The organism is Pseudomonas sp. P1_F1_2 (assembly GCF_056405815.1).
This window is the reverse complement of the sequence record NZ_JBFUBK010000111.1, coordinates 1-20,372: the sequence shown is the minus strand read 5'-3', so window position 1 is coordinate 20,372 and position 20,372 is coordinate 1. Positions and strand designations below refer to the sequence as shown.

At 59.8% G+C, this 20,372-nt stretch carries 21 protein-coding genes and 1 pseudogene; 9 read left to right on the top strand and 13 right to left on the bottom strand.

Annotation, left to right across the window (positions count from 1 at the left end; all coding sequences use genetic code 11):
- The 4 genes from AC1D2P_RS25570 to AC1D2P_RS25555 form a co-directional block, all read right to left on the bottom strand.
- A partial coding sequence (locus AC1D2P_RS25570; RefSeq protein WP_477811647.1) for an HD domain-containing protein occupies positions 1 to 437 on the bottom strand: 437 nt, incomplete at its 3' end.
- 56 nt (positions 438 to 493) lie between these two features.
- Positions 494 to 757, bottom strand: a complete 264-nt coding sequence (gene rpoZ, locus AC1D2P_RS25565) for a DNA-directed RNA polymerase subunit omega (RefSeq protein WP_003177259.1) — start codon at positions 755 to 757, stop codon at positions 494 to 496.
- Positions 758 to 924: 167 nt separating this feature from the next.
- Positions 925 to 1,545: a guanylate kinase gene (gmk, locus tag AC1D2P_RS25560; protein WP_046030688.1), complete on the bottom strand. Its 621-nt coding sequence runs from the start codon at positions 1,543 to 1,545 to the stop codon at positions 925 to 927.
- Positions 1,546 to 1,557: 12 nt separating this feature from the next.
- Complete coding sequence (locus AC1D2P_RS25555; protein ID WP_109785743.1) at positions 1,558 to 2,421, bottom strand: YicC/YloC family endoribonuclease; 864 nt, start codon at positions 2,419 to 2,421, stop codon at positions 1,558 to 1,560.
- A 268-nt stretch (positions 2,422 to 2,689) separates the two neighbouring features.
- Here AC1D2P_RS25555 and rph point away from each other — a divergent pair, with 268 nt between their 5' ends.
- A complete protein-coding gene (gene rph / locus AC1D2P_RS25550) occupies positions 2,690 to 3,412 on the top strand; it encodes a ribonuclease PH (protein WP_046030686.1) in 723 nt (240 codons plus the stop codon).
- 29 nt (positions 3,413 to 3,441) lie between these two features.
- Positions 3,442 to 3,810, top strand: a complete 369-nt coding sequence (locus tag AC1D2P_RS25545; RefSeq protein WP_109785742.1) for a DUF4870 domain-containing protein — start codon at positions 3,442 to 3,444, stop codon at positions 3,808 to 3,810.
- 72 nt (positions 3,811 to 3,882) lie between these two features.
- Here AC1D2P_RS25545 and AC1D2P_RS25540 read toward each other — a convergent pair whose 3' ends face one another.
- A complete protein-coding gene (locus AC1D2P_RS25540) occupies positions 3,883 to 4,662 on the bottom strand; it encodes an exodeoxyribonuclease III (protein WP_003176915.1) in 780 nt (259 codons plus the stop codon).
- Positions 4,663 to 4,744: 82 nt separating this feature from the next.
- Here AC1D2P_RS25540 and pyrE point away from each other — a divergent pair, with 82 nt between their 5' ends.
- A complete protein-coding gene (gene pyrE, locus AC1D2P_RS25535) occupies positions 4,745 to 5,389 on the top strand; it encodes an orotate phosphoribosyltransferase (RefSeq protein ID WP_046030683.1) in 645 nt (214 codons plus the stop codon).
- Between the two features lie 168 nt (positions 5,390 to 5,557).
- Here the strand turns inward: pyrE and argB are convergent, their stop codons facing one another.
- The 4 genes and pseudogenes from argB to coaBC all read right to left on the bottom strand — a co-directional run bounded on the left by argB (position 5,558) and on the right by coaBC (position 9,802).
- A complete protein-coding gene (argB, locus tag AC1D2P_RS25530; protein ID WP_046030681.1) occupies positions 5,558 to 6,463 on the bottom strand; it encodes an acetylglutamate kinase in 906 nt (301 codons plus the stop codon).
- A gap of 17 nt (positions 6,464 to 6,480) precedes the next feature.
- A pseudogene (locus AC1D2P_RS25525) lies at positions 6,481 to 7,857 on the bottom strand (phosphomannomutase/phosphoglucomutase); the annotation flags it as partial.
- Between the two features lie 275 nt (positions 7,858 to 8,132).
- Positions 8,133 to 8,588, bottom strand: a complete 456-nt coding sequence (gene dut / locus AC1D2P_RS25520; RefSeq protein WP_046030675.1) for a dUTP diphosphatase — start codon at positions 8,586 to 8,588, stop codon at positions 8,133 to 8,135.
- A 5-nt stretch (positions 8,589 to 8,593) separates the two neighbouring features.
- Complete coding sequence (gene coaBC, locus AC1D2P_RS25515; protein ID WP_077431033.1) at positions 8,594 to 9,802, bottom strand: bifunctional phosphopantothenoylcysteine decarboxylase/phosphopantothenate--cysteine ligase CoaBC; 1,209 nt, start codon at positions 9,800 to 9,802, stop codon at positions 8,594 to 8,596.
- Positions 9,803 to 9,938: 136 nt separating this feature from the next.
- Between coaBC and radC the strand changes: the two genes are divergently transcribed.
- Positions 9,939 to 10,613, top strand: a complete 675-nt coding sequence (gene radC, locus AC1D2P_RS25510) for a RadC family protein (RefSeq protein ID WP_046030672.1) — start codon at positions 9,939 to 9,941, stop codon at positions 10,611 to 10,613.
- Positions 10,614 to 10,747: 134 nt separating this feature from the next.
- Here the strand turns inward: radC and AC1D2P_RS25505 are convergent, their stop codons facing one another.
- Positions 10,748 to 12,337, bottom strand: a complete 1,590-nt coding sequence (locus AC1D2P_RS25505; RefSeq protein ID WP_109785740.1) for an ABC transporter substrate-binding protein — start codon at positions 12,335 to 12,337, stop codon at positions 10,748 to 10,750.
- Between the two features lie 446 nt (positions 12,338 to 12,783).
- On the opposite strand from AC1D2P_RS25505, the gene rpmB reads away from it, so the two are divergent.
- Together rpmB and rpmG are read left to right on the top strand one after the other, a co-directional pair.
- Positions 12,784 to 13,017, top strand: a complete 234-nt coding sequence (rpmB, locus tag AC1D2P_RS25500; RefSeq protein ID WP_007894701.1) for a 50S ribosomal protein L28 — start codon at positions 12,784 to 12,786, stop codon at positions 13,015 to 13,017.
- Positions 13,018 to 13,028: 11 nt separating this feature from the next.
- The gene (gene rpmG / locus AC1D2P_RS25495) at positions 13,029 to 13,184 is read left to right on the top strand and encodes a 50S ribosomal protein L33 (protein WP_007894709.1); all 156 of its coding nucleotides are present in this window, start codon (positions 13,029 to 13,031) and stop codon (positions 13,182 to 13,184) included.
- Positions 13,185 to 13,371: 187 nt separating this feature from the next.
- Here the strand turns inward: rpmG and AC1D2P_RS25490 are convergent, their stop codons facing one another.
- A complete protein-coding gene (locus tag AC1D2P_RS25490) occupies positions 13,372 to 13,734 on the bottom strand; it encodes a cupin domain-containing protein (RefSeq protein ID WP_109785739.1) in 363 nt (120 codons plus the stop codon).
- Positions 13,735 to 13,960: 226 nt separating this feature from the next.
- Between AC1D2P_RS25490 and AC1D2P_RS25485 the strand changes: the two genes are divergently transcribed.
- On the top strand, positions 13,961 to 15,454 hold the full coding sequence (locus AC1D2P_RS25485; protein WP_109785738.1) for an aldehyde dehydrogenase: 1,494 nt from the start codon (positions 13,961 to 13,963) through the stop codon (positions 15,452 to 15,454).
- Positions 15,455 to 15,633: 179 nt separating this feature from the next.
- Complete coding sequence (locus AC1D2P_RS25480; RefSeq protein WP_046030660.1) at positions 15,634 to 16,779, top strand: MFS transporter; 1,146 nt, start codon at positions 15,634 to 15,636, stop codon at positions 16,777 to 16,779.
- Positions 16,780 to 16,804: 25 nt separating this feature from the next.
- On the opposite strand, the gene AC1D2P_RS25475 is transcribed toward AC1D2P_RS25480, so the two are convergent.
- Positions 16,805 to 18,379, bottom strand: a complete 1,575-nt coding sequence (locus tag AC1D2P_RS25475; protein WP_109785736.1) for a phospholipase D family protein — start codon at positions 18,377 to 18,379, stop codon at positions 16,805 to 16,807.
- Positions 18,380 to 18,439: 60 nt separating this feature from the next.
- A complete protein-coding gene (locus AC1D2P_RS25470; protein ID WP_109785735.1) occupies positions 18,440 to 19,873 on the bottom strand; it encodes an aminotransferase-like domain-containing protein in 1,434 nt (477 codons plus the stop codon).
- Between the two features lie 179 nt (positions 19,874 to 20,052).
- On the opposite strand from AC1D2P_RS25470, the gene AC1D2P_RS25465 reads away from it, so the two are divergent.
- A complete protein-coding gene (locus AC1D2P_RS25465) occupies positions 20,053 to 20,298 on the top strand; it encodes a DUF1127 domain-containing protein (protein WP_109785734.1) in 246 nt (81 codons plus the stop codon).
- Positions 20,299 to 20,372 lie beyond the last annotated feature (74 nt).

The window sequence follows — 20,372 nt, the reverse complement described above, 5'->3', positions numbered from 1 at the left end:
GTCCGCATGTTGTGCAGGCGGTCGGCCAGTTTGACCAGGATCACGCGAATATCGCGCGCCATGGCCATCGCCATTTTCTGGAAGTTTTCGGCCTGGGCTTCGGCTTTGGTCTCGAAGTTCATCTGGGTCAGTTTGCTGACCCCGTCGACCAGTTCGGCCACGGTTTCGCCGAACTGCGCTTGCAGCGCTTCCTTGGCAATACCGGTGTCTTCGATCACGTCATGCAGCATGGCCGCCATCAAGCTCTGATGGTCCATGTGCATGTCGGCAAGAATATTCGCCACTGCAAGAGGATGCGTGACGTACGCCTCACCGCTACGGCGGCGTTGACCGTCGTGGGCCTGTTCGGCGTAGAAGTACGCTCGGCGGACCAGGTTGACCTGGTCCTTGCCGAGATAGGTCGATAAGCGATCGGCGAGGGCGTCTATGCTCGGCATGATAATTCCTGCCGTTCGCTGTGACCCCGCGCCGTGCTACGTCGACCAGGCATGGCTTAGACGGCCTCGTTGGACTCGTCCTCGAACGCTGCGAACAGCGGTTCGTCTTCGACGATTTCAGCGTTGGCGATGAACTCGTAGCTCATCAGGCCTTCCGCGATTTCGCGCAGGGCTACAACGGTAGGCTTGTCGTTTTCCCACTGAACCAGGGGCTCTTTGCCGCCGGTGGCCAGTTGACGGGCACGCTTGGTAGAGAGCATGACCAGCTCAAAGCGGTTTTCCACGTGTTCTAGGCAGTCTTCAACGGTTACGCGGGCCATGGTATTCCTCGGAGCGAATGCAATATGCGCGCTGCCCGGTTGGGCGAGCGGACTCAACAGTTTAAAAAATCACCAGCGATTAGGGAAGCGCTGATTTTTTGACCAGACCCTTCAACGCGCTGCAAGTGCCAATGTAAAGCCCTTGCAGCGGTTTTGGGAAGAGCTGATTAGCCGAGCAATTCGGCCAAAAGTTTTCCGTTACGCTGCTGCTGACGCTTCTGATGCAGCTGATTGGCACGGAAAATCGCCTTCAGATCATGCAGTGCGTGAGCGAAATCGTCGTTGATGATCAGGTAGTCGTAGTCGACATAGTGGCTCATCTCGCTGACGGCTTCGCGCATCCGGCCRTCGATGATCTCGTCACTGTCCTGGCCACGGTTGGTCAGCCGCTGGTGCAAGGCTTGAAGCGACGGCGGCAGAATGAAGATCGAGCGCGCCTGAGGCATCAGCTTGCGCACCTGCTCGGCACCTTGCCAGTCGATTTCCAGAATCAGGTCGTGGCCTGCGTCCAGGGTCTGTTGCAGGTGGCTTTGCGAGGTGCCATAGAGGTTGCCGAACACTTCGGCGCGCTCCAGGAAGTCCCCGTGCTCGATCATCTTCACGAACTCTTCGCGCGTGACGAAGTTGTAGTTCACGCCATTCACTTCACCGGGACGCATGGCGCGGGTGGTGTGGGAGACCGAGACGCGGATCTCTTGATCATCGTCGGTCAGGGCCTTGACCAGACTGCTCTTGCCCGCGCCCGAAGGCGCGGAAATGATGTACAGGGTGCCGGTGCTGTGGGTCATGTCGGGGTTGCCTTACTCAATATTCTGCACTTGTTCACGCATCTGCTCGATCAACACTTTGAGGTTGACCGCAGCCTGGGTGCTGCGCGGGTCGAAGGCTTTGGAGCCCAGTGTGTTGGCTTCGCGGTTGAGTTCCTGCATCAGGAAGTCCAGGCGCCGTCCAGCAGCGCCACCGGATTTGAGGACCCGGCGAACTTCGATGATGTGAGTGCTCAGGCGATCCAGTTCTTCGGCCACATCGCTCTTTTGCGCGAGCAGGACCATTTCCTGCTCCAGTCGCTGCGGGTCCAGATCGGCCTTCATGTCGGCGAAGCGGTCGAGGACTTTCTGGCGCTGTGTGGCAAGCATCTGCGGGACCAGTTCGCGCAGGGTGACGACGTCTTCTTCAATGGCGGTCAGGCGATCGTTGATCAGCCGTGCCAACTCCGCGCCTTCGCGTTCGCGACCGGCCTTGAGTTCTTTCAGGCCTTCGTTGAACAGCGCCAGCGCTTCGGCATTCAGGGCTTGCGGGTCGGCGGCGTCGCCTACCAGCACGCCTGGCCAGGCCAGCACTTCCAGCGGGTTGAGCGGCGCAGGATTTTTGATCAGGCTGGCAATCGTCTCGGCGGCGGCGACCAGTTGTGCGGCGCGCTCGCGGTCCACTTGCAGGGGTTTGTCGGTGTTTTCTTCGGTGAAGCGCAGGGTGCATTCAAGCTTGCCCCGGGAGATTCCCTGGCGCAGGGCTTCGCGGACCGCACCTTCGAGGTCGCGAAACGATTCCGGCAGGCGCAAGTGCGGCTCCAGGTAGCGGCTGTTGACCGAGCGCAGTTCCCAGCTCAGGGTGCCTTGGGTGCCGGCTTTTTCAACGCGGGCGAAGGCGGTCATGCTGTGCACCATGGAGGTACCTCGCAAGTCGGGTCGATGCATTACCAAAGGTGTCGCAGACCCGATATCTGTGAATTAAAGCCGACAGGCAGCAAAGGCGCAGGATTGTAGCGCAGTGGGGCGGATGCGCCCAAACACACGCTGTGACAAAAGGCGGCAGGCCGTCGGTAAAGCGCTGTTCAGGGCCTTCGGTCGTCGRCCAGATTTTTTAGAAGTGCCCAGTCGTGGCCGACGGCTCTATAATGCTCCGCAGTTTTCCGTCCCCGTACAGGTATTCCCTATGAAACGTCCAAGTGGTCGCGTTGCCGATCAGCTCCGCTCGATCCGCATTACCCGCAACTACACCAAACACGCCGAGGGTTCTGTACTGGTCGAGTTCGGTGACACCAAAGTCATCTGCACCGTCAGCGTCGAAAACGGCGTGCCGCGTTTCCTCAAAGGTCAGGGCCAAGGCTGGTTGACCGCCGAGTACGGCATGCTGCCGCGCGCCACCGGCGAGCGTAACCAGCGTGAAGCGAGCCGTGGCAAGCAAGGCGGCCGTACCCTGGAAATCCAGCGTTTGATCGGTCGTTCCCTGCGCGCGGCGCTGGACATGTCCAAGCTGGGCGACGTGACCCTGTATGTCGACTGCGACGTGATCCAGGCTGACGGCGGCACCCGTACCGCGTCCATCACCGGTGCCATGGTTGCGCTGGTCGATGCCTTGAAAGTGATCAAGAAGCGCGGCGGCCTGAAAGGCGGCGACCCGCTCAAGCAAATGATCGCTGCCGTTTCGGTGGGTATGTATCAGGGCGAACCAGTGCTCGACCTCGACTACCTGGAAGACTCGGCTGCCGAGACCGACCTCAACGTGGTGATGACCAGTACTGGCGGTTTCATCGAAGTTCAGGGCACTGCCGAAGGCGCACCGTTCCAGCCTGAAGAGCTGAACGCTATGCTGGAACTGGCGAAGAAAGGCATGAACGAGATCTTCGAACTGCAGAAGGCTGCACTGGCCGACTGATTGGACCCGCACCAGACAAGGAGGACGGTATGAGTGACGAGCAACAGCTGCTTCCCACGCCGAGCAAAGAAGTTCGGCAGTGGGCAATGTTTTGTCACTTGTCCGCCTTGCTGGGGATCTGGATTCCGTTCGGCACGCTGATCGGCCCGCTGATTCTCTGGCAGATGAAACGTGAGATGGACCCCTTCGTCGATGCGCAGGGCAAGGAGGCGCTGAACTTTCAGATCACCGTCGCCATTGCGTCCACTGTCTGTTTCCTGTTGATGGTGGTGATCGTAGGGTTCTTCCTGTTCGGTCTGGTGGCGATTGGCGCGTTGGTGCTGACGATTATTGCGGGTGTGAAGGCTAACGAAGGGTTTCCCTATCGTTACCCATTTACCTGGCGGTTGATCAAGTAAGCCATCGCACAAATCGTTGCCCACAAAAAAGCCGACAGTGATGTCGGCTTTTTTGCATCTGCGAATCGACGCTTAGATAGTCAGCGTCCAGTCGTAGTCCACGATCAGCGGTGCATGCTGCGAGAACCGTGGCTGACGTGGCAGGCGTGCGCTGCGAACAAAGCGGCGCAGGCCCGGGGTCAGCAACTGGTAGTCGAAACGCCAGCCCAGGTTGAGCATCTCAGCCTGCTCGTTATCTGGCCACCAGCTGTACTGGTCACCTTCACGGCTGACTTCGCGCAGGGCATCGACATAACCCATATTGCCGACAATCTCGTCCATCCAGGCACGCTCAGGTGCCAGGAAGCCCGGGGATTGCTGGCTGTCGCGCCAGTTCTTGATATCCAGCTTTTGTTGCGCCACGTACAGCGAGCCACAGTAAATGTACTCGCGACGTTTGCGTCGCTGTTTATCCAGATAACGGGCGAAATCGTCCATTAGCTTGAACTTCTGGTTCAAGTCTTCATCGCCGTTCTGCCCCGAAGGGAGCAGCAAGGTCGCGATGCTGACCTTGTCGAAATCGGCTTGCAGGTAACGCCCGTAGCGGTCGGCTGTCTCGAAGCCCAGGCCGCTGATGACTGCCTTCGGTTGCAACCGCGAATACAAAGCCACGCCACCTTGGGCGGGGACTTCGGCATCGCAGGCATAAAGGAAGTAGCCATCCAGTTGGAAGGCTGGATCGTCCAGTTCAAAGGCGGAGGCGCGGGTGTCCTGCAGGCAGATGACGTCGGCATTCTGTGCTTGCAGCCAACTGAGCAAACCACGCTCGACTGCAGCCTGAATACCATTGACGTTCACACTGATGATCCGCATAAATGGCCCCAAAAATCGCGTGCGTGTATGATACACGGCGTCAACCTAATTAGCTAAATCCGTGGTATTTGGGGTTTTTTGCATGCAAGCGTATCAGCGCGATTTCATTCGTTTTGCCATCGATCGCGGCGTTTTGCGCTTCGGTGAGTTCACCCTGAAGTCCGGGCGTACCAGTCCTTACTTCTTCAATGCCGGCCTGTTCAACTCGGGTTCGGCACTTGCACAGCTGGGTCGCTTCTACGCGGCAGCCATCGTCGAGAGCGGCATTTCGTTCGACGTGCTGTTTGGCCCTGCCTACAAAGGCATCCCGTTGGCGGCGACCACTGCGGTGGCCCTGGCTGAGCATCATGACCGTGATCTGCCATGGTGCTTCAATCGCAAAGAAGCCAAGGCCCACGGCGAAGGCGGTAGCCTGGTCGGCGCACCGCTGACCGGCGATGTGTTGATCATCGATGACGTGATCACTGCAGGGACCGCGATTCGTGAGGTGATGCAGATCATCGCTTCCCAGGACGGCGCCAAGGCCAAGGGCGTGCTGATCGCCCTGAACCGTCAGGAGCGTGGCAACGGCGAGTTGTCGGCAATCCAGGAAGTCGAGCGTGACTTCGGTATCCCGGTCATCAGCATTGTGTCGCTGAACCAGGTGCTGGAATTCCTGGCAGACGATCCGCAGCTCAAGCAGCACCTGCCAGCCGTAGAAGCCTACCGCGCCCAATTCGGCGTCTGAGACGCCGATCTGTAGGAGCATGGCTTGCCCACGATTGATACGCCGTGGTGTCTCTGATGCACCGCGTTATCGTTCATCGCGGGCAAGCCTTGTTCCTACAGGTATTGGTGGATAAAAAAAGACCCCGCTCAGCCAGGCTGAGCGGGGTCTTTTTGTATTCGCAATCGCTTAAGGGCGCTTGCGATTGCTGATCAAGGTGCCCACGCCGGTATCGGTGAAGATTTCCAGCAGGATCGCGTTAGGCACGCGACCATCGATGATCAGCGAGCTGCCCACGCCGCCTTGTACCGCTTCCAGCGCGCAACGGATTTTCGGCAGCATGCCGCCGTAGATGGTGCCGTCGGCGATCAGATCGTCGACCTGTTGGGTGGTCAGGCCGGTCAGGACCGTCCCGGATTTGTCCATCAGGCCAGCGATGTTGGTCAGCAGCATCAGCTTTTCAGCTTTCAGTGCTTCGGCCACTTTACCGGCCACCAGGTCAGCGTTGATGTTGTACGACTCACCGTTGGCGCCGACGCCAATCGGCGCGATCACCGGGATGAAGTCACCTTTAACCAGCAGGTTCAGCAGGTCAGTGTTGATGCCGACCACTTCGCCGACGTGGCCGATGTCGATGATTTCCGGCTGGGTCATCTCTGGGGTCTGGCGGGTGACGGTGAGCTTCTTCGCACGAATCAGCTCGGCGTCTTTACCGGTCAGGCCGATGGCGCTGCCGCCGTGACGGTTGATCAGGTTGACGATGTCCTTGTTGACCTGGCCGCCCAACACCATTTCCACCACGTCCATGGTCGCGGCGTCGGTGACGCGCATGCCATCGACAAAGTGGCTCTCGATCGACAGGCGCTTGAGCAGGTCGCCGATTTGCGGGCCGCCACCGTGAACCACCACCGGGTTGATACCCACAGCTTTCATCAACACGATGTCGCGGGCGAAGCCGGTTTTCAGCTCCTCGCTTTCCATCGCGTTACCGCCGTATTTGATCACCAGTGTCTTGCCGACATAGCGGCGAATATAAGGCAGCGCTTCGGACAGGACCTTGGCGGTGTTGGCGGCGGCTTCGCGTTCGAGGGTCATTCAGGGCTCCGGGTGAATCAGAACGGTAGTTGGAGATCAGGTGCAACACGCTTCAACTGGACATGGAACACGTCCTTGATGCGCTGCAATTCAGCCTCGTCATCGGCCTCGAAGCGCAGCACCAGCACCGGTGTGGTGTTGGATGCGCGCACCAGGCCCCAGCCTTTGGCGTAGTCGACTCGCACGCCGTCGATGGTGGTCAGGTCAGCGCCTTCGCCCCACGTCGCATCGTGCAATGCATCAATGATGCTGAATTTGCTCTCTTCGGTCACATGGATATTGATTTCCGGCGTAGAAATATCGTTCGGGAAGGTCGCAAACAGCTCTTCGGCCGATGATTTTTCCTTGCTGAGGATCTCCAGCAACCGCGCGGCGCTGTAAATGCCGTCGTCGAAACCGAACCAGCGCTCCTTGAAGAAGATGTGCCCGCTCATTTCGCCGGCCAGCAGTGCGCCGGATTGTTTCATTTTCTTTTTGATCAGCGAGTGACCGGTCTTCCACATTAGCGGCCGACCACCGTATTCCTTGATCAGCGGAACCAGGCGGCGGGTGCATTTGACGTCGAAGATGATTTCCGCATCCGGGTTGCGCGCTACAACGTCGCGGGCGAACAGCATCAGCAGGCGGTCCGGGTAGACGATGCTGCCGGTGTTGGTCACCACGCCAACGCGGTCGCCATCGCCGTCGAAGGCCAGGCCCAGGTCGGCATTGGTTTCCTTGACCTTGGCGATCAGGTCCACGAGGTTTTCAGGCTTGCCCGGGTCCGGGTGGTGGTTGGGGAAGTTGCCGTCGACTTCGCAGAACAGCGGGATGACTTCGCAGTTCAGCGCTTCGATCAGTTGCGGGGCGATCACGCCGGCCGCGCCGTTGCCGCAGTCCACGACGACTTTCAGGCGGCGGGCCAGTTTGATGTCCTGGACGATTTCGGTGTTATAGCGGTCGAGAATGTCGACCTTGGTGACGCTGCCTTTGCCGCTGCTCAGGTTGTTGGTCTTGAGGCGGTCGTGCAGGGCCTGGATCTGTTCGTTGGCCAGCGTATCGCCGGCGATGACGATCTTGAAGCCGTTGTAGTTCGACGGGTTGTGGCTGCCGGTCAACATCACGCCGGACTTGCCCGCCAGCACGTTGGCGGCGTAATACAGCGCCGGCGTTGGTACCAGGCCAACGTCGCTGACCTGGCAGCCGGCGTCGACCAGCCCCTTGATCAGTTGCTCGACCAGTTCCGGGCCAGACAGGCGGCCGTCACGGCCAACCGAAACATTGGGTTCGTCCTGAGCCAGGCTTTGGGCGCCGATGGCACGGCCGAGCCAGTAGGCCGTTTCAGCATTCAGAAATTCCGGGACAGTGCCGCGGATATCGTAGGCGCGGAAAATGCTGTCGGGGAACTTGGGGGCGATGTGGGCTGGGCTGTTCATCTGTGGAAATGCTCCATCTCGAAAGTGGCTGGACAGACCGGCGAATCATTCGTCGGCAGGCTCAAACTGAAGGGTATGACGGTGTTTTCCACAGAGAGTTCGTGGTGCGAAAAGGCCATGCCAGTGACGTCAGCGGTGATTTGGCCGGCCAATGCCTTGATTTTCAGCGGTAAACCTTCCAGATGAATGTTCAACTTTCAGAGCAAATGGGGCGAGGGAGCAAGCCCCTCACCACACTGTTGCCTGTTTTTTGATCAGTGGCTACCGGAGTGACCGAAACCGCCCGTGCCGCGCTGGGTTTCGACGAATTCTTCGACCATCTCGAAATGCGCTTGCACCACAGGCACCAGAACCAGCTGGGCCAGACGCTCGCCAATGACCATGGTGAAATCGGTCTGGCCACGGTTCCAGCAGGACACCATCAATGGGCCCTGGTAATCGGAGTCGATCAAGCCGACCAGGTTACCCAGCACGATCCCGTGCTTATGGCCCAGGCCCGAGCGCGGCAGGATCAGCGCGGCCAGGCCCGGGTCGCCGATGTAAACCGACAGGCCGGTGGGGATCAGCACGGTTTCACCCGGTTTTATCACGATGTCTTTTTCCAGCATGGCGCGCAGGTCGAGGCCAGCGGAGCCGGGCGTGGCGTATTGCGGCAGCGGGAATTCAGTACCGATGCGAGGGTCGAGGATCTTGGCTTGCAAAGCGTGCATGTAAATTAAACCTGGTTCAGACGTTCGGCGATAAAAGTGATCAGCTGGCGAGCAATTTTGCTCTTGCTGGTCTGGGCGAAAAGTGTGGCGTGAAGCTCACGGTCGATCACGCTGCAGGCGTTTTCTTCGCTGTTGAAGCCAATGCTCGGGTTGGCGACGTCGTTGGCGACGATCAAATCGAGGTTTTTGTCTTTCAACTTGCGGGCAGCGTAATCGAGCAGGTGTTCGGTCTCGGCGGCAAAACCGACACTGAACGGGCGGTCGGGGCGTGTGGCGATGGTGGCCAGGATGTCCGGGTTGCGCACCATTTGTAGCAACAAGCCGTCGCCGTTCGTAGGGTCTTTCTTGAGTTTCTGTGGGGCGACCACTTCCGGACGGTAGTCCGCGACCGCTGCCGAGGCGATGAACAGGTCGCAAGGGATCGCGGCTTCGCACGCGGCGAGCATGTCGCGGGCACTGACTACGTCAATACGCGTAACGCGATCCGGCGTTGGCAGGTGCACCGGGCCGGTGATCAAGGTCACGCGGGCGCCGGCTTCCACCGCGGCTTCGGCCAGGGCAAAGCCCATTTTCCCGGAGCTGTGGTTGGTGATGTAGCGCACCGGGTCGATGTTTTCCTGGGTCGGACCGGCGGTGATCAGCACGTGTTTGCCAGTCAGCGCCTGGCGCTGGAAACAGTCCGCCGCGCACTGGGCAAGGTCGGTGGCTTCGAGCATACGGCCCAGGCCAACGTCGCCACAGGCCTGGCTGCCGGAGGCCGGGCCGAAGGTTTTGATGTCGCGGCTTTCGAGGATTTGCAGGTTGGCCTGGGTCGCCGGATCGCGCCACATGGCCTGGTTCATCGCCGGGGCAACGGCGACCACGGCGTCGGTGGCCAGCACCAGCGTGGTCAACAGGTCGTTGGCGATGCCTTGGGCCAGGCGCGCGATTAGGTCGGCGGTCGCCGGGGCGATCAGCACCAGGTCTGCCCATTTGGCCAGCTCGATGTGGCCCATCGCCGCTTCGGCTGCCGGGTCCAGCAGGTCCAGGTGCACAGGGTGCCCGGACAGGGCCTGCATGGTCAGCGGGGTGATGAACTCGGCACCGCCACGGGTCATGACCACGCGCACTTCGGCGCCCTGGTCCATCAGGCGGCGAACCAGGTCGGCGCTCTTGTAGGCAGCGATGCCGCCGCCGACGCCCAGAACGATGCGTTTCCGATACAGCCGCTGCATAGGTCTGCCTTTCATTTCGTTGATGACAGCAGGGCGATACCCCCTCCCCAGGAGTGAAATCGCCCGCAAAAAAGATGGGCTACGATATCACAGCGACCGCAATGGAACAGCGGCGCCCACAGACAGGGAAGGTGCTATGAGTATTCGTGATTGGCCGGCGGCGGAGCGGCCGCGGGAGAGGTTGTTGGAGTTGGGCTCGGCAAGTCTTTCGGACGCAGAGTTGCTGGCGATTTTTTTACGCACTGGCGTTTCAGGTAAAAGCGCGGTGGATCTGGCGCGACACCTGCTGAATCAGTTTGGCAGCCTGCGCTCATTGCTTGAGGCCGATCAGGTCGCCTTCAGCAGGCAATTGGGGCTCGGGCCAGCGAAATTCGCTCAGTTGCAAGCAGCGCAGGAGATGGGCCGGAGGCATTTGGCCGAGCGCGCACGTCAAAAGTCAGCGTTGGAGAACCCGCAGGCCGTTCGGGATTACCTGAAATCGATGCTGCGCCACGAGCCTCATGAGGTATTTGGCTGTCTGTTTCTGGATTCCAAGCATCAAGTGCTGACCTTTGAGGTGCTGTTTCGCGGCTCCATCGACAGCACCAGCGTCTACCCGAGGCAAGTGGTTAAGCGCGCGTTGGCCCACAACGCCGCAGCGTTGATCCTGTGCCACAACCATCCGTCGGGCAATCCTGATCCGAGTCAGGCAGATCGGCTGCTGACCAAACGCCTGCAAGAGGCATTGGATTTGATTGACGTGCGGGTGCTCGACCATTTCATCATCGGTGACGGCGAGCCGCTGTCGATGGCTGAGTACGGGTGGATGTAAGCGAGGGGGTCGAAGTTAAGTGAGTCCCTGTGGGAGCGGGCTTGCCCGCGATGACGTCGGCAAATTCAACATGGTTGTCGCCTGAAAGTCCGCTATCGCGGGCAAGCCCGCTCCCACAGGTTTTGTGTTGTCGCTTATGGTTTGAGGACTACCTTCGAATAATCCTGGCGGCCAAACGGACTAACGGAGTAACCCTCGACATCCTTACGCGTCAGCGCAAACGCCGTCGGGTGTGCCAGCGGCAACCACAGCGCCTGTTGCTGAATCTGAGCCTGCGCCTGTTCGTAGAGCTTGGTGCGCACGCCTTGCTCGCCGGTGGTCTTGCCGGCGCTGATCAGCTTGTCCAGATCCTGATTGCAGTACCGTGCGAAGTTGGTCCCGGACTTGACCGCCGCGCAGGAAAACTGCGGCGTAAGGAAGTTATCCGGGTCGCCGTTGTCGCCAGCCCAGCCCATGAACAGCAGGTCGTGCTCGCCGGCCTTGGCGCGGCGGATCAGTTCGCCCCATTCGATCACGCGGATTTCGGCCTGAATGCCGATTTCCGCCAGATCGGATTGCAGCAATTGCGCGCCGAGGCTGGGATTGGGGTTCAGCAAGCTGCCGGAAGGACGGGTCCAGATGGTGGTCTGGAAGCCGTCCTTGAGCCCGGCCTTGGCCATCAACGCCTTGGCCTTTGCAACGTCGTGCGGGTAACCCGGCAGGCCTTTGGCGTAGCTCCAGGTGTTCGGCGGGTAGGGGCCGTTGGCGGGCTCGGCGGTGTCCTCGAACACGGCTTTGATGTAGTTGGCCTTATCGAAGGCGAGGTTGATCGCCTGGCGCACTTCCGGCTTGTCCAGCGGTGGATGCTGGCTGTTGATGCCAACGAACGCGGTCATGAAGGCGTCAGTCTTTTCGACTTTAAGCGTCGGCTCTTTCAGCGCGGCCTGTACGTCCAGAGGTTTGGGTGACAGGGCGATCTGGCATTCGTTGCGCCGCAATTTCTGCAGGCGCACGTTGGCGTCCGGGGTGATTGCGAAGACCAGAGGGTCCACCGAAGGCTTGCCGCGGAAGTAATCCGGGTTGGCCTTGTAGCGAATCGAGGCGTCTTTCTGGAAACGCGTGAACACGAATGGGCCGGTGCCGATAGGCTGGCTGTTGAGCTTCTCGGCAGCGCCGGCCTTCATCAGCTTGTCGGCATACTCGGCGGAATAGATCGAGGCGAACCCCATGCTCAATGTGGCGAGGAACGTCGAATCCGGGTGGTCGAGGGTGAAACGCACGGTCAGCGGGTCCAGCGCGTCGATTTTCTTGATCAGTGCCGGCAACTGCATCGATTGCGCGTGGGGGAAGCCACTCTGGGCCACTTGGTGCCAAGGGTTGGCCGGGTCGAGCATGCGCTCGAAGCTGAAGATTACGTCTTCAGCGGTCAGTTCGCGCGTCGGGCTGAAGTATTCAGTAGTGTGGAATTTCACGTCCGGACGCAGTTTGAACACATACGTCAGGCCGTCGGGTGTGACCTCCCAGCTGTCCGCCAAGCTGTGGACCACTTTGCCGCTGGCCGTGTCGAAATCCACCAGGCGGTTCATCAGCACGTCGGCCGAGGCGTTGGTGGTGGTCAGCGAGTTGTATTGCACCACGTCGAACCCTTCGGGGCTGGCCTCGGTGCAGACGCTAAGCGCCGCGGCATGGGCCAGTGGGCTCAGCAGGAGAGGGGCGAGCAACAACGGTAGGGCAGCGAGGCGCATGGTCGGATTCCTTTACAGATCGAAGGCCCATCTGCAAGTGCAGTCTGGAAAAGGCTTACCCTAGTGGGCTCTTTTGCAAATGACTATCCCCTTTTTCATTTTAAGGGGAGTATGTGCGATTGATTTCAGTGCGCACCGGCTGAGAAAAATCCTGAATGGGCGGTTTGACCGATTCTCTGCGACGAGCGGTCTTTAGCCACGATAGCCTTTATCCAAGGCGCTCGTGGCCCGAAAAACGGGGTTTTTATCAGGTCTGTGCACACGGAATGTTGTTGCTCTTCAGTCTTTCTGGTATAAAGCAGCGCTCTTTTCTAGGGGCCCGGTTCCTTCACTGTAGGTGTAGCCGGTAAGACCTCTAAAGAAACGCGGCGCCTGGCGCCAAATGACTGAGAGATTAAGCGGCCAACCCATGCCGGGTTGGGCATGTGGTTTTAGAGGGCTGAGGCATGTCGAGAGTATGTCAAGTTACCGGTAAGGGTCCGGTGACTGGGAATAACATTTCCCACGCAAACAACAAAACCCGTCGTCGTTTCCTGCCGAACCTGCAGCATCACCGCTTCTGGGTTGAAGAAGAGAAACGTTTCGTGCGTCTGCGCGTATCTGCCAAAGGCATGCGTATCATCGACAAGCGTGGCATCACTGTCGTGCTGGCCGAAATCCGCAAAGCCGGCAAGATCTAAGGGAGCTAATCATGCGTGAATTGATTCGTTTGATTTCGAGCGCCGGTACTGGTCACTTCTACACTACCGACAAGAACAAGCGTACTACCCCGGACAAAATCGAGATCAAGAAATTTGATCCGGTTGTTCGCAAGCACGTGATCTACAAAGAAGGCAAAATCAAGTAATTGATTTTTCTCTCTTACGAAAAAGGCCCGTATCGCGAGATACGGGCCTTTTTTGTGTCCTGAGTTTTGTGGGGCCTGTCAGGGCCTCATCGCGGGCAAGCCATGCTCCTACAGAAATCTGTGTCGATTACAAAACCTGTGGGACCGAGCCTGCTCGCGAAAGCGTCGGCCCAGACAATCTAAATCCTCAAGCTTTCTGTTCAAACGCCACATAAATCTTGCGGCACGGCTCCAGCACTTCCCAAGTGCCGCGGAACCCGGCAGGAATCACGAAGCGGTCACCCGCGCGCAGGGTTTTGCTGTTGCCATCGTTATCGCGCAGCACCGAAACCCCTTGAACGATTTCGCAGTACTCGTGTTCGGTGAAGTTCACCGTCCATTGCCCGACGTCGCCTTCCCAAACGCCAGCATTCAACTGCCCGCACGGGCTGTTGTAGTGGTTGTACACCGCTTGTTCCGGGTCGCCCTTGAGGATTTTCACCGGGTCCGGTCGATAGCGCTCGGGCGCTGTCGTGGCTTGGCTGAAGTCGACGACATCCTGGATATTCATTGTTGTAATTTCCCGTGATTGCCTGAAAAGCCCAAAGTCTATGTTTATTAAAATGAACATCGCAAGGCCGTTTGACGGCCTTATGTCAAATATATTGAAACTTCACCTGCCGCTGGTTTAGGGTGGGGGTTGCCTTGGGCCGAAAAGCAGGCTGGCCGGGCAGAATTCCTGACAGCGCCCGCGAAGACCGCGCAGCGTTCGTATTCAATAAGAGGAGGACACTCGAATGACCACCCTGACTCGTGCCGATTGGGAACAACGGGCTCGCGATCTGAAGATCGAAGGCCGCGCTTACATCAATGGTGAATACACCGACGCTGTCTCCGCCGAGACCTTCGAGTGCATCAGCCCGGTCGATGGCCGTCTGCTGGGCAAGATTGCCAGCTGTGACGCCGCCGACGCCCAGCGCGCGGTTGAAAACGCCCGCGCCACCTTCAATTCCGGTGTCTGGTCGCGCCTGGCGCCGACCAAACGCAAAGCCACCATGATTCGTTTCGCCGGCCTGTTGAAGCAGAATGCTGAAGAGCTGGCGCTGCTGGAAACCCTGGACATGGGCAAGCCAATCAGCGATTCCCTGTACATCGACGTTCCCGGCGCGGCGCAAGCCCTGAGCTGGAGCGGCGAAGCCATCGACAAGATTTACGACGAAGTCGCCGCCACCCCGCACGATCAGCTCGGCCTGGTGACGCGCGAGCCGGTTGGCGTTGTCGGCGCCATCGTGCCGTGGAACTTCCCGCTGATGATGGCGTGCTGGAAACTCGGCCCGGCGCTGTCGACCGGTAACTCGGTGATCCTAAAACCGTCGGAAAAATCGCCGCTGACCGCCATTCGTATCGCTGCGCTGGCCGTTGAAGCCGGTATCCCGAAAGGCGTGCTGAACGTGCTGCCAGGTTACGGTCACACCGTCGGCAAGGCCCTGGCCCTGCATAACGATGTCGACACACTGGTGTTCACCGGTTCGACCAAAATCGCCAAGCAACTGCTGATCTACTCAGGCGAGTCGAATATGAAGCGCGTCTGGCTCGAAGCCGGCGGCAAGAGCCCGAACATCGTGTTCGCCGATGCACCAAACCTGCAGGAAGCGGCCGAAGCCGCTGCCGGCGCCATCGCCTTCAACCAGGGTGAAGTCTGCACCGCCGGTTCGCGCCTGCTGGTGGAGCGTTCGATCAAGGATAAATTCCTGCCACTGGTGATCGAGGCCCTGAAAACCTGGAAGCCAGGCAACCCGCTGGACCCGGCGACCAACGTCGGCGCGCTGGTCGATACCCAGCAGATGAACACTGTGCTGTCCTATATTGAGTCGGGTCATGCCGACGGCGCCAAACTGGTGGCCGGTGGCAAGCGCACGCTCCAGGAAACCGGTGGCACTTACGTTGAGCCAACGATTTTCGACGGTGTGAGCAACGCGATGAAAATCGCCCAGGAAGAAATCTTTGGCCCGGTGTTGTCGGTCATTGCTTTCGACACTGCCGAAGAAGCCGTTGCGATTGCCAACGACACGCCATACGGCCTCGCCGCTGCGGTGTGGACCAAGGACATCTCCAAGGCTCACCTGACCGCCCGCGCACTGCGCGCCGGCAGTGTTTGGGTTAACCAGTACGACGGCGGCGACATGACCGCTCCGTTCGGTGGCTTCAAGCAGTCGGGTAACGGCCGCGACAAGTCGCTGCACGCGTTCGACAAGTACACCGAGCTGAAGGCGACCTGGATCAAGTTGTAATCAGTAGCGGGCCCCGAGACCGGGGCCCGGCACAACGAAGATCCCCTGTGGGAGCGAGCTTGCTCGCGATAGCGGTCTGACAGTCGACGTCATTGTTGAATGTGAAACCGTTATCGCGAGCAAGCTCGCTCCCACAGTGTTTTGTGTTGTACATGAAAATATCCACAGGAGCGTGGAACATGCGTTGGGCGACTTATTTCGCCGTGTTGGCGTCTGTCTTGAGTGTCGGCCTGGCCTTGGGCGTCAGCATGCCGCTGGTGTCGTTTCGCCTGGAAAGCTGGGGCTACGACTCATTCGCCATCGGCGTGATGGCGGCGATGCCGGCCATTGGCGTGTTGCTGGGGGCGAAAGTCTCCAGTCATCTGGCCGCGCGTCTGGGCACGGCCAATCTGATGCGTCTGTGCCTGTGGGCCGGGGCGTTGTCCATCGGCTTGCTCGCGCTGTTGCCGAGCTATCCGATCTGGCTGGTGTTGCGGCTGATGATCGGAGTCATTCTGACGCTGGTCTTTATTCTCGGTGAAAGCTGGATCAACCAACTCGTGGTGGAAGAGTGGCGCGGGCGGCTGGTTGCGCTGTATGGCTGCAGCTATGCCCTGAGCCAGCTTGCCGGGCCTGTGCTGCTGGGTGTTCTGGGCACTGAACACGATTACGGATTCTGGGTCGGTGTTGGCTTGCTGACGGCGGCACCGTTCCTGTTGTTGGGTCGCAGCGGCGCGCCCAGCAGCGAAGCGAGTGGCGTGACGTTCGGCGACTTGTGGGTTTTCTGTCGTGGCCTGCCGGCGATTGCCTGGGCGGTGTCGTTGTTCGCCGCGTTCGAGGCGATGATCCTGACGTTGTTGCCGGTGTACTGCCTGCGTCAAGGTTTCACCACGGAGATTGCCCTGGCGATGGTCAGTACCGTGGTGGTCGGTGATGCGTTGTTGCAGCTGCCGATTGGTGCGCTGGCGGATCGATTGTCCCGACGCACGCTGTTCACGGGCTGCGCCGTGGTCTTGCTGTTGTCGAGCCTGGCGATTCCATTGCTGATCGACACGCTGCTGATCTGGCCGTTGTGGGTGTTGTTCGGCGCCAGTGCGGGCGGCTTGTTCACCTTGTCACTGATCCTGATCGGCGAGCGTTATCGCGACGATGCGCTGGTGCGCGCCAATGCCCATATCGCGCAGCTGTGGGGGATCGGTTGCCTGGTCGGGCCATTGGCGGCGGGTGCCGGCAGCCAGTGGATCAGTGGGCATGCGTTGCCGTTGCTGATGGCGGCCGGGGCATTCGGCTTGGTGATTCTGCTGATGCGCCAGGGTGCGTTTGGCACGGTTGCCGAACCTGCCTGACTCCTACAGAGATTTTTATCGCCCGCTAGAGCATCCGCTCCAGGCCGACGGTGGTGCTCATCCATGCGTTGAACCGCCGCCACCAGCTCCCCGGTTCTTTGGTCAGGGTGTGCAACTGGCCGTCATCTTCGGTGACCCAGACCACCCGGTCATCCTCCAGTTTCGCCTCATAGCTCAACGGTGGCGCCATGCCCTGCATTGCCAAATCGCGCACATGGGTGGCCAGCTCGGGACTGTCCACCAACACGCCGACTTCGGTGTTCCACAGCACTGAGCGCGGATCGAAATTGAACGAGCCGACGAAGGACTTCTGTTGGTCGAAGACAATGGCCTTGCTGTGCAGGCTGGAGTCGGAGCCCGAGTAAGTCGGGCGTCCGAAAAAGTGTGGCCCACTGCCGCTGCCTCCGCCCGCACCCGGCTGGCGGCGCAGCTCGAACAACTTCACGCCGTGTTCCAGTAATGCCTTGCGATAGGGCGCATACCCGCCATGCACGGCCGGCACGTCCGTGGCTTCCAGTGAGTTGGTCAGCAAGCTCACGGACACACCGGCATCGGCGCGACCGGTCAGGTACACCAGGCCTGGCTGGCCGGGCACGAAGTAAGCCGAGAGCATGACCAGCTCTTTGCTGACGCCCTTCATTTCAGGTGCCAGTTGTGTCGTCAGCAATAGTTGCGGATCTGGCTCTCCATCGGCCAACACCTTGCTCGGTGCGTCCCATAACGCCTGATTCCAGGCCCAGATCAGTTCTCGGCGCCAGATGTCCAGGCGCGGGTGCGTCTTGAAGGTCATCAATTGCTGATACAGCGCATGGTTCTGCTTGCGCGATTCATCCAGCGACTCCTCCAGGCGGGTCCGGGTGTTTTGCAGGTCCTTGGCCGTCGGTTTGCTGGACAGGAATTGCTCGATCGGCTTGCTCAGCGCGCTGTTCCAGTACTGATCGAAACTGTGTCCCAGCTGTTCGGCCACCGGGCCGACGCTGAGCATGTCGATGTCGGTGAAATTCATGTTGGGCTCGGCGTCGAAGTACTCGTCGCCCAGATTGCGCCCACCCACGATCGCCATGCTGTTGTCCGCCAGCCACAGTTTGTTGTGCATGCGCCGATGTTGCAGCGACAGGTTGAACAGGCGGCCCACGGTTCGCGTCACGCCGGAGCTGCGCCCCAAATGCAACGGGTTGAACACGCGGATCTGGATTTTCGGGTGCGCCGCGAGGGTCGCGATGATTTGATCCTGGCCGTCGCTGGTGGTGTCATCGAGCAGAATGCGCACCCGCACGCCACGGTCGGCAGCCTTGAGCAGTTCTTCTACCAGCATCCGCGTGCTGATGCCGTCATGCACGATGTAGTACTGCAAATCGAGGCTGCTTTGTGCGTTGCGGATCAGTTCGGCGCGGGCGGTGAAGGCCTCGGTGCTGTCGGACAGCAGGCGGAAGCCCGAGCGACCCTGATAAGGCGCGGCCTGCGCCTGGACCGAGCGACCGAACGCCGAGTCGCTGGCCGGCAGCGCCTGGCTCGGATGGCGCTGAACGTCAACGCTGGCGCAGCCGCTGAGGAACGAGGCGAATAGCAGAAGAGCGAGCAGGGACTGTCTGACTCTCACGTAGGATCGTTCCGATTGGCGGCAGGTGTCGGCATATGGACGCTGGGTTTCCGAGAAAAGTCAGTCAGAGATGCTGTCAGTTTCCGCTAACAGTGTGATCGCCAGGGCGCCGACCTTGCGCACCGCTTCTTCGATCTGCGGTGTTGGCTTGGCAGCGTAGTTCATGCGCAGACAGTTGCGGTACTTGCCCGACGCGGAAAAGATGCTGCCGACGGCAATCTGTACGCCTTGATCATGCAGGGCGCGATTCAGTTTCAGGGTGTCGAAGCTTTCCGGCAGCTCAACCCACAGCATGAAGCTGCCTTGTGGGCGACTGGCGCGGGTGCCGGCCGGGAAGTAGCGCGTGACCCAGTCGATCATCACGTCGCGATTGCGCTGGTATTGCGTGCGCATCCGCCGCAAATGCGGTTCGAAGTGCCCCGCCTTGAGAAACTCGGCAATCGCAATCTGCGGTTGTGGCGCGGTGGAGCCAGTGCTGATGTATTTCATGTGCAGCACCCGTTCCAGGTAACGGCCGGGGGCTACCCAACCGATGCGCAATCCGGGGGCCAGGGTTTTGGAAAACGAACTGCACAGCAGGACGCGACCGTCCTCGTCGAAGGATTTGATCGTGCGTGGCCGAGGGTAGGTGTAGGCCAGTTCGCCATACACATCGTCCTCGATAATCGCCACATCGAAACGCTGTGCCAGCGTCAACAACGCACGTTTGCGCGACTCCGGCATGATGTAGCCCAGTGGGTTGTTGCAGTTGGGGGTCAACTGTATGACTTTGATCGGCCACTGTTCCAGGGCCAGTTCCAGCGCATCGAGGCTGATGCCGGTGAGTGGGTCGGTGGGAATCTCCAGGGCTTTCATGCCCARCCCCTTCAGGGTCTGCATGGCGCCGTGAAAGCTCGGCGAGTCCACCGCCACAATGTCCCCCGGCTCGCAGATGGCCCGAATGCTGGTGGAGAGCGCTTCATGGCAGCCTGTCGTGACCACCAGATCGCTGGCGCTCAACTGGCAACCGGAGTCGAGCATCAGGCGTGCAATCTGTTCGCGCAGTTCGAGGGTGCCGTGAATGTTGTCGTAATACAGACCGGGCATGTCTTGTCGGCGGCTGATACGCGCGAGGTTGCGCAGCAGCGGTTTCATGGTCGGGGTGGTGATGTCCGGCATGCCGCGACCCAGTTGCACCACATCTTTGCGTGGCACCGCGCGGATCAGCTCCAGCACCTGGTCCCATTGCGAAATATCCACCGGTCGCTGGGCCGGGCGCCCGATGGCCGGCAGCTCCGGCAGTTCACGACCCACCGGCACGAAGTAGCCCGACTTGGGTTTCGGCGTCGCCAGGCCACTGTCTTCCAGGACGCGATAAGCCTGCTGAACAGTGCTCAGGCTGACGCCATGTTCGACACTCAACGCCCGCACCGAGGGCAGCCGGTCACCGGGGCGATAGAAGCCCTGTTCGATACGCGTGCCGAGCAACTCGGCGAGGTTGACGTAAAGGGTCATGGTGCAGTCTCGGTGTGGGTGATTCGGTTAACCAATACAGATCGGGCAAAAAACTGGGATTCAGACGCTGAATCGTAAAATCTGTATGGAATTAATACTTGTGTGTTGAATCTGTAATGCTTTTCGTCGTCCACGCATAATGAAAGCTCTGGCTACCCAAGTAAACAGGAGCAATCAAAATGAACGGCTTGAGCGATGTGCGGCTGACGTTACACAGTCAGGAACTGGCGAGAGGGCAGGAAAACGGTACACGTGAGGCGCTGATGCGCAATGCGCCGTCCGGCCTGAGTCGCTGGGGTCTGTTCTGGCATCGTCTGCACACGCGCAAGGCGTTGCTGGCGCTGACGCCGGAGCAGCTCAGGGATGTGGGGCTGTCTCCGGAGCAGGCGCGGGAGGAGGGGCTCAAGCCTTTCTGGCGGATCTGATCTGTGGTGTTCTTTCGGGCCTCATCGCGGGCAAGCCCGGCTCCTACAGTTTTGTGTCGTGCGCAGATTAACTA

What these genes read in the sequence shown, in the direction of transcription:
- rpoZ (WP_003177259.1), bottom strand. Translation starts at nt 757, where the DNA reads ATGGCCCGCGTAACCGTTGAAGACTGCCTAGAACACGTGGAAAACCGC.
- AC1D2P_RS25555 (WP_109785743.1), bottom strand. Translation starts at nt 2,421, where the DNA reads ATGGTGCACAGCATGACCGCCTTCGCCCGCGTTGAAAAAGCCGGCACC.
- rph (WP_046030686.1), top strand. Translation starts at nt 2,690, where the DNA reads ATGAAACGTCCAAGTGGTCGCGTTGCCGATCAGCTCCGCTCGATCCGC.
- AC1D2P_RS25545 (WP_109785742.1), top strand. Translation starts at nt 3,442, where the DNA reads ATGAGTGACGAGCAACAGCTGCTTCCCACGCCGAGCAAAGAAGTTCGG.
- AC1D2P_RS25540 (WP_003176915.1), bottom strand. Translation starts at nt 4,662, where the DNA reads ATGCGGATCATCAGTGTGAACGTCAATGGTATTCAGGCTGCAGTCGAG.
- pyrE (WP_046030683.1), top strand. Translation starts at nt 4,745, where the DNA reads ATGCAAGCGTATCAGCGCGATTTCATTCGTTTTGCCATCGATCGCGGC.
- argB (WP_046030681.1), bottom strand. Translation starts at nt 6,463, where the DNA reads ATGACCCTCGAACGCGAAGCCGCCGCCAACACCGCCAAGGTCCTGTCC.
- dut (WP_046030675.1), bottom strand. Translation starts at nt 8,588, where the DNA reads ATGCACGCTTTGCAAGCCAAGATCCTCGACCCTCGCATCGGTACTGAA.
- coaBC (WP_077431033.1), bottom strand. Translation starts at nt 9,802, where the DNA reads ATGCAGCGGCTGTATCGGAAACGCATCGTTCTGGGCGTCGGCGGCGGC.
- radC (WP_046030672.1), top strand. Translation starts at nt 9,939, where the DNA reads ATGAGTATTCGTGATTGGCCGGCGGCGGAGCGGCCGCGGGAGAGGTTG.
- AC1D2P_RS25505 (WP_109785740.1), bottom strand. Translation starts at nt 12,337, where the DNA reads ATGCGCCTCGCTGCCCTACCGTTGTTGCTCGCCCCTCTCCTGCTGAGC.
- rpmB (WP_007894701.1), top strand. Translation starts at nt 12,784, where the DNA reads ATGTCGAGAGTATGTCAAGTTACCGGTAAGGGTCCGGTGACTGGGAAT.
- rpmG (WP_007894709.1), top strand. Translation starts at nt 13,029, where the DNA reads ATGCGTGAATTGATTCGTTTGATTTCGAGCGCCGGTACTGGTCACTTC.
- AC1D2P_RS25490 (WP_109785739.1), bottom strand. Translation starts at nt 13,734, where the DNA reads ATGAATATCCAGGATGTCGTCGACTTCAGCCAAGCCACGACAGCGCCC.
- AC1D2P_RS25485 (WP_109785738.1), top strand. Translation starts at nt 13,961, where the DNA reads ATGACCACCCTGACTCGTGCCGATTGGGAACAACGGGCTCGCGATCTG.
- AC1D2P_RS25480 (WP_046030660.1), top strand. Translation starts at nt 15,634, where the DNA reads ATGCGTTGGGCGACTTATTTCGCCGTGTTGGCGTCTGTCTTGAGTGTC.
- AC1D2P_RS25465 (WP_109785734.1), top strand. Translation starts at nt 20,053, where the DNA reads ATGAACGGCTTGAGCGATGTGCGGCTGACGTTACACAGTCAGGAACTG.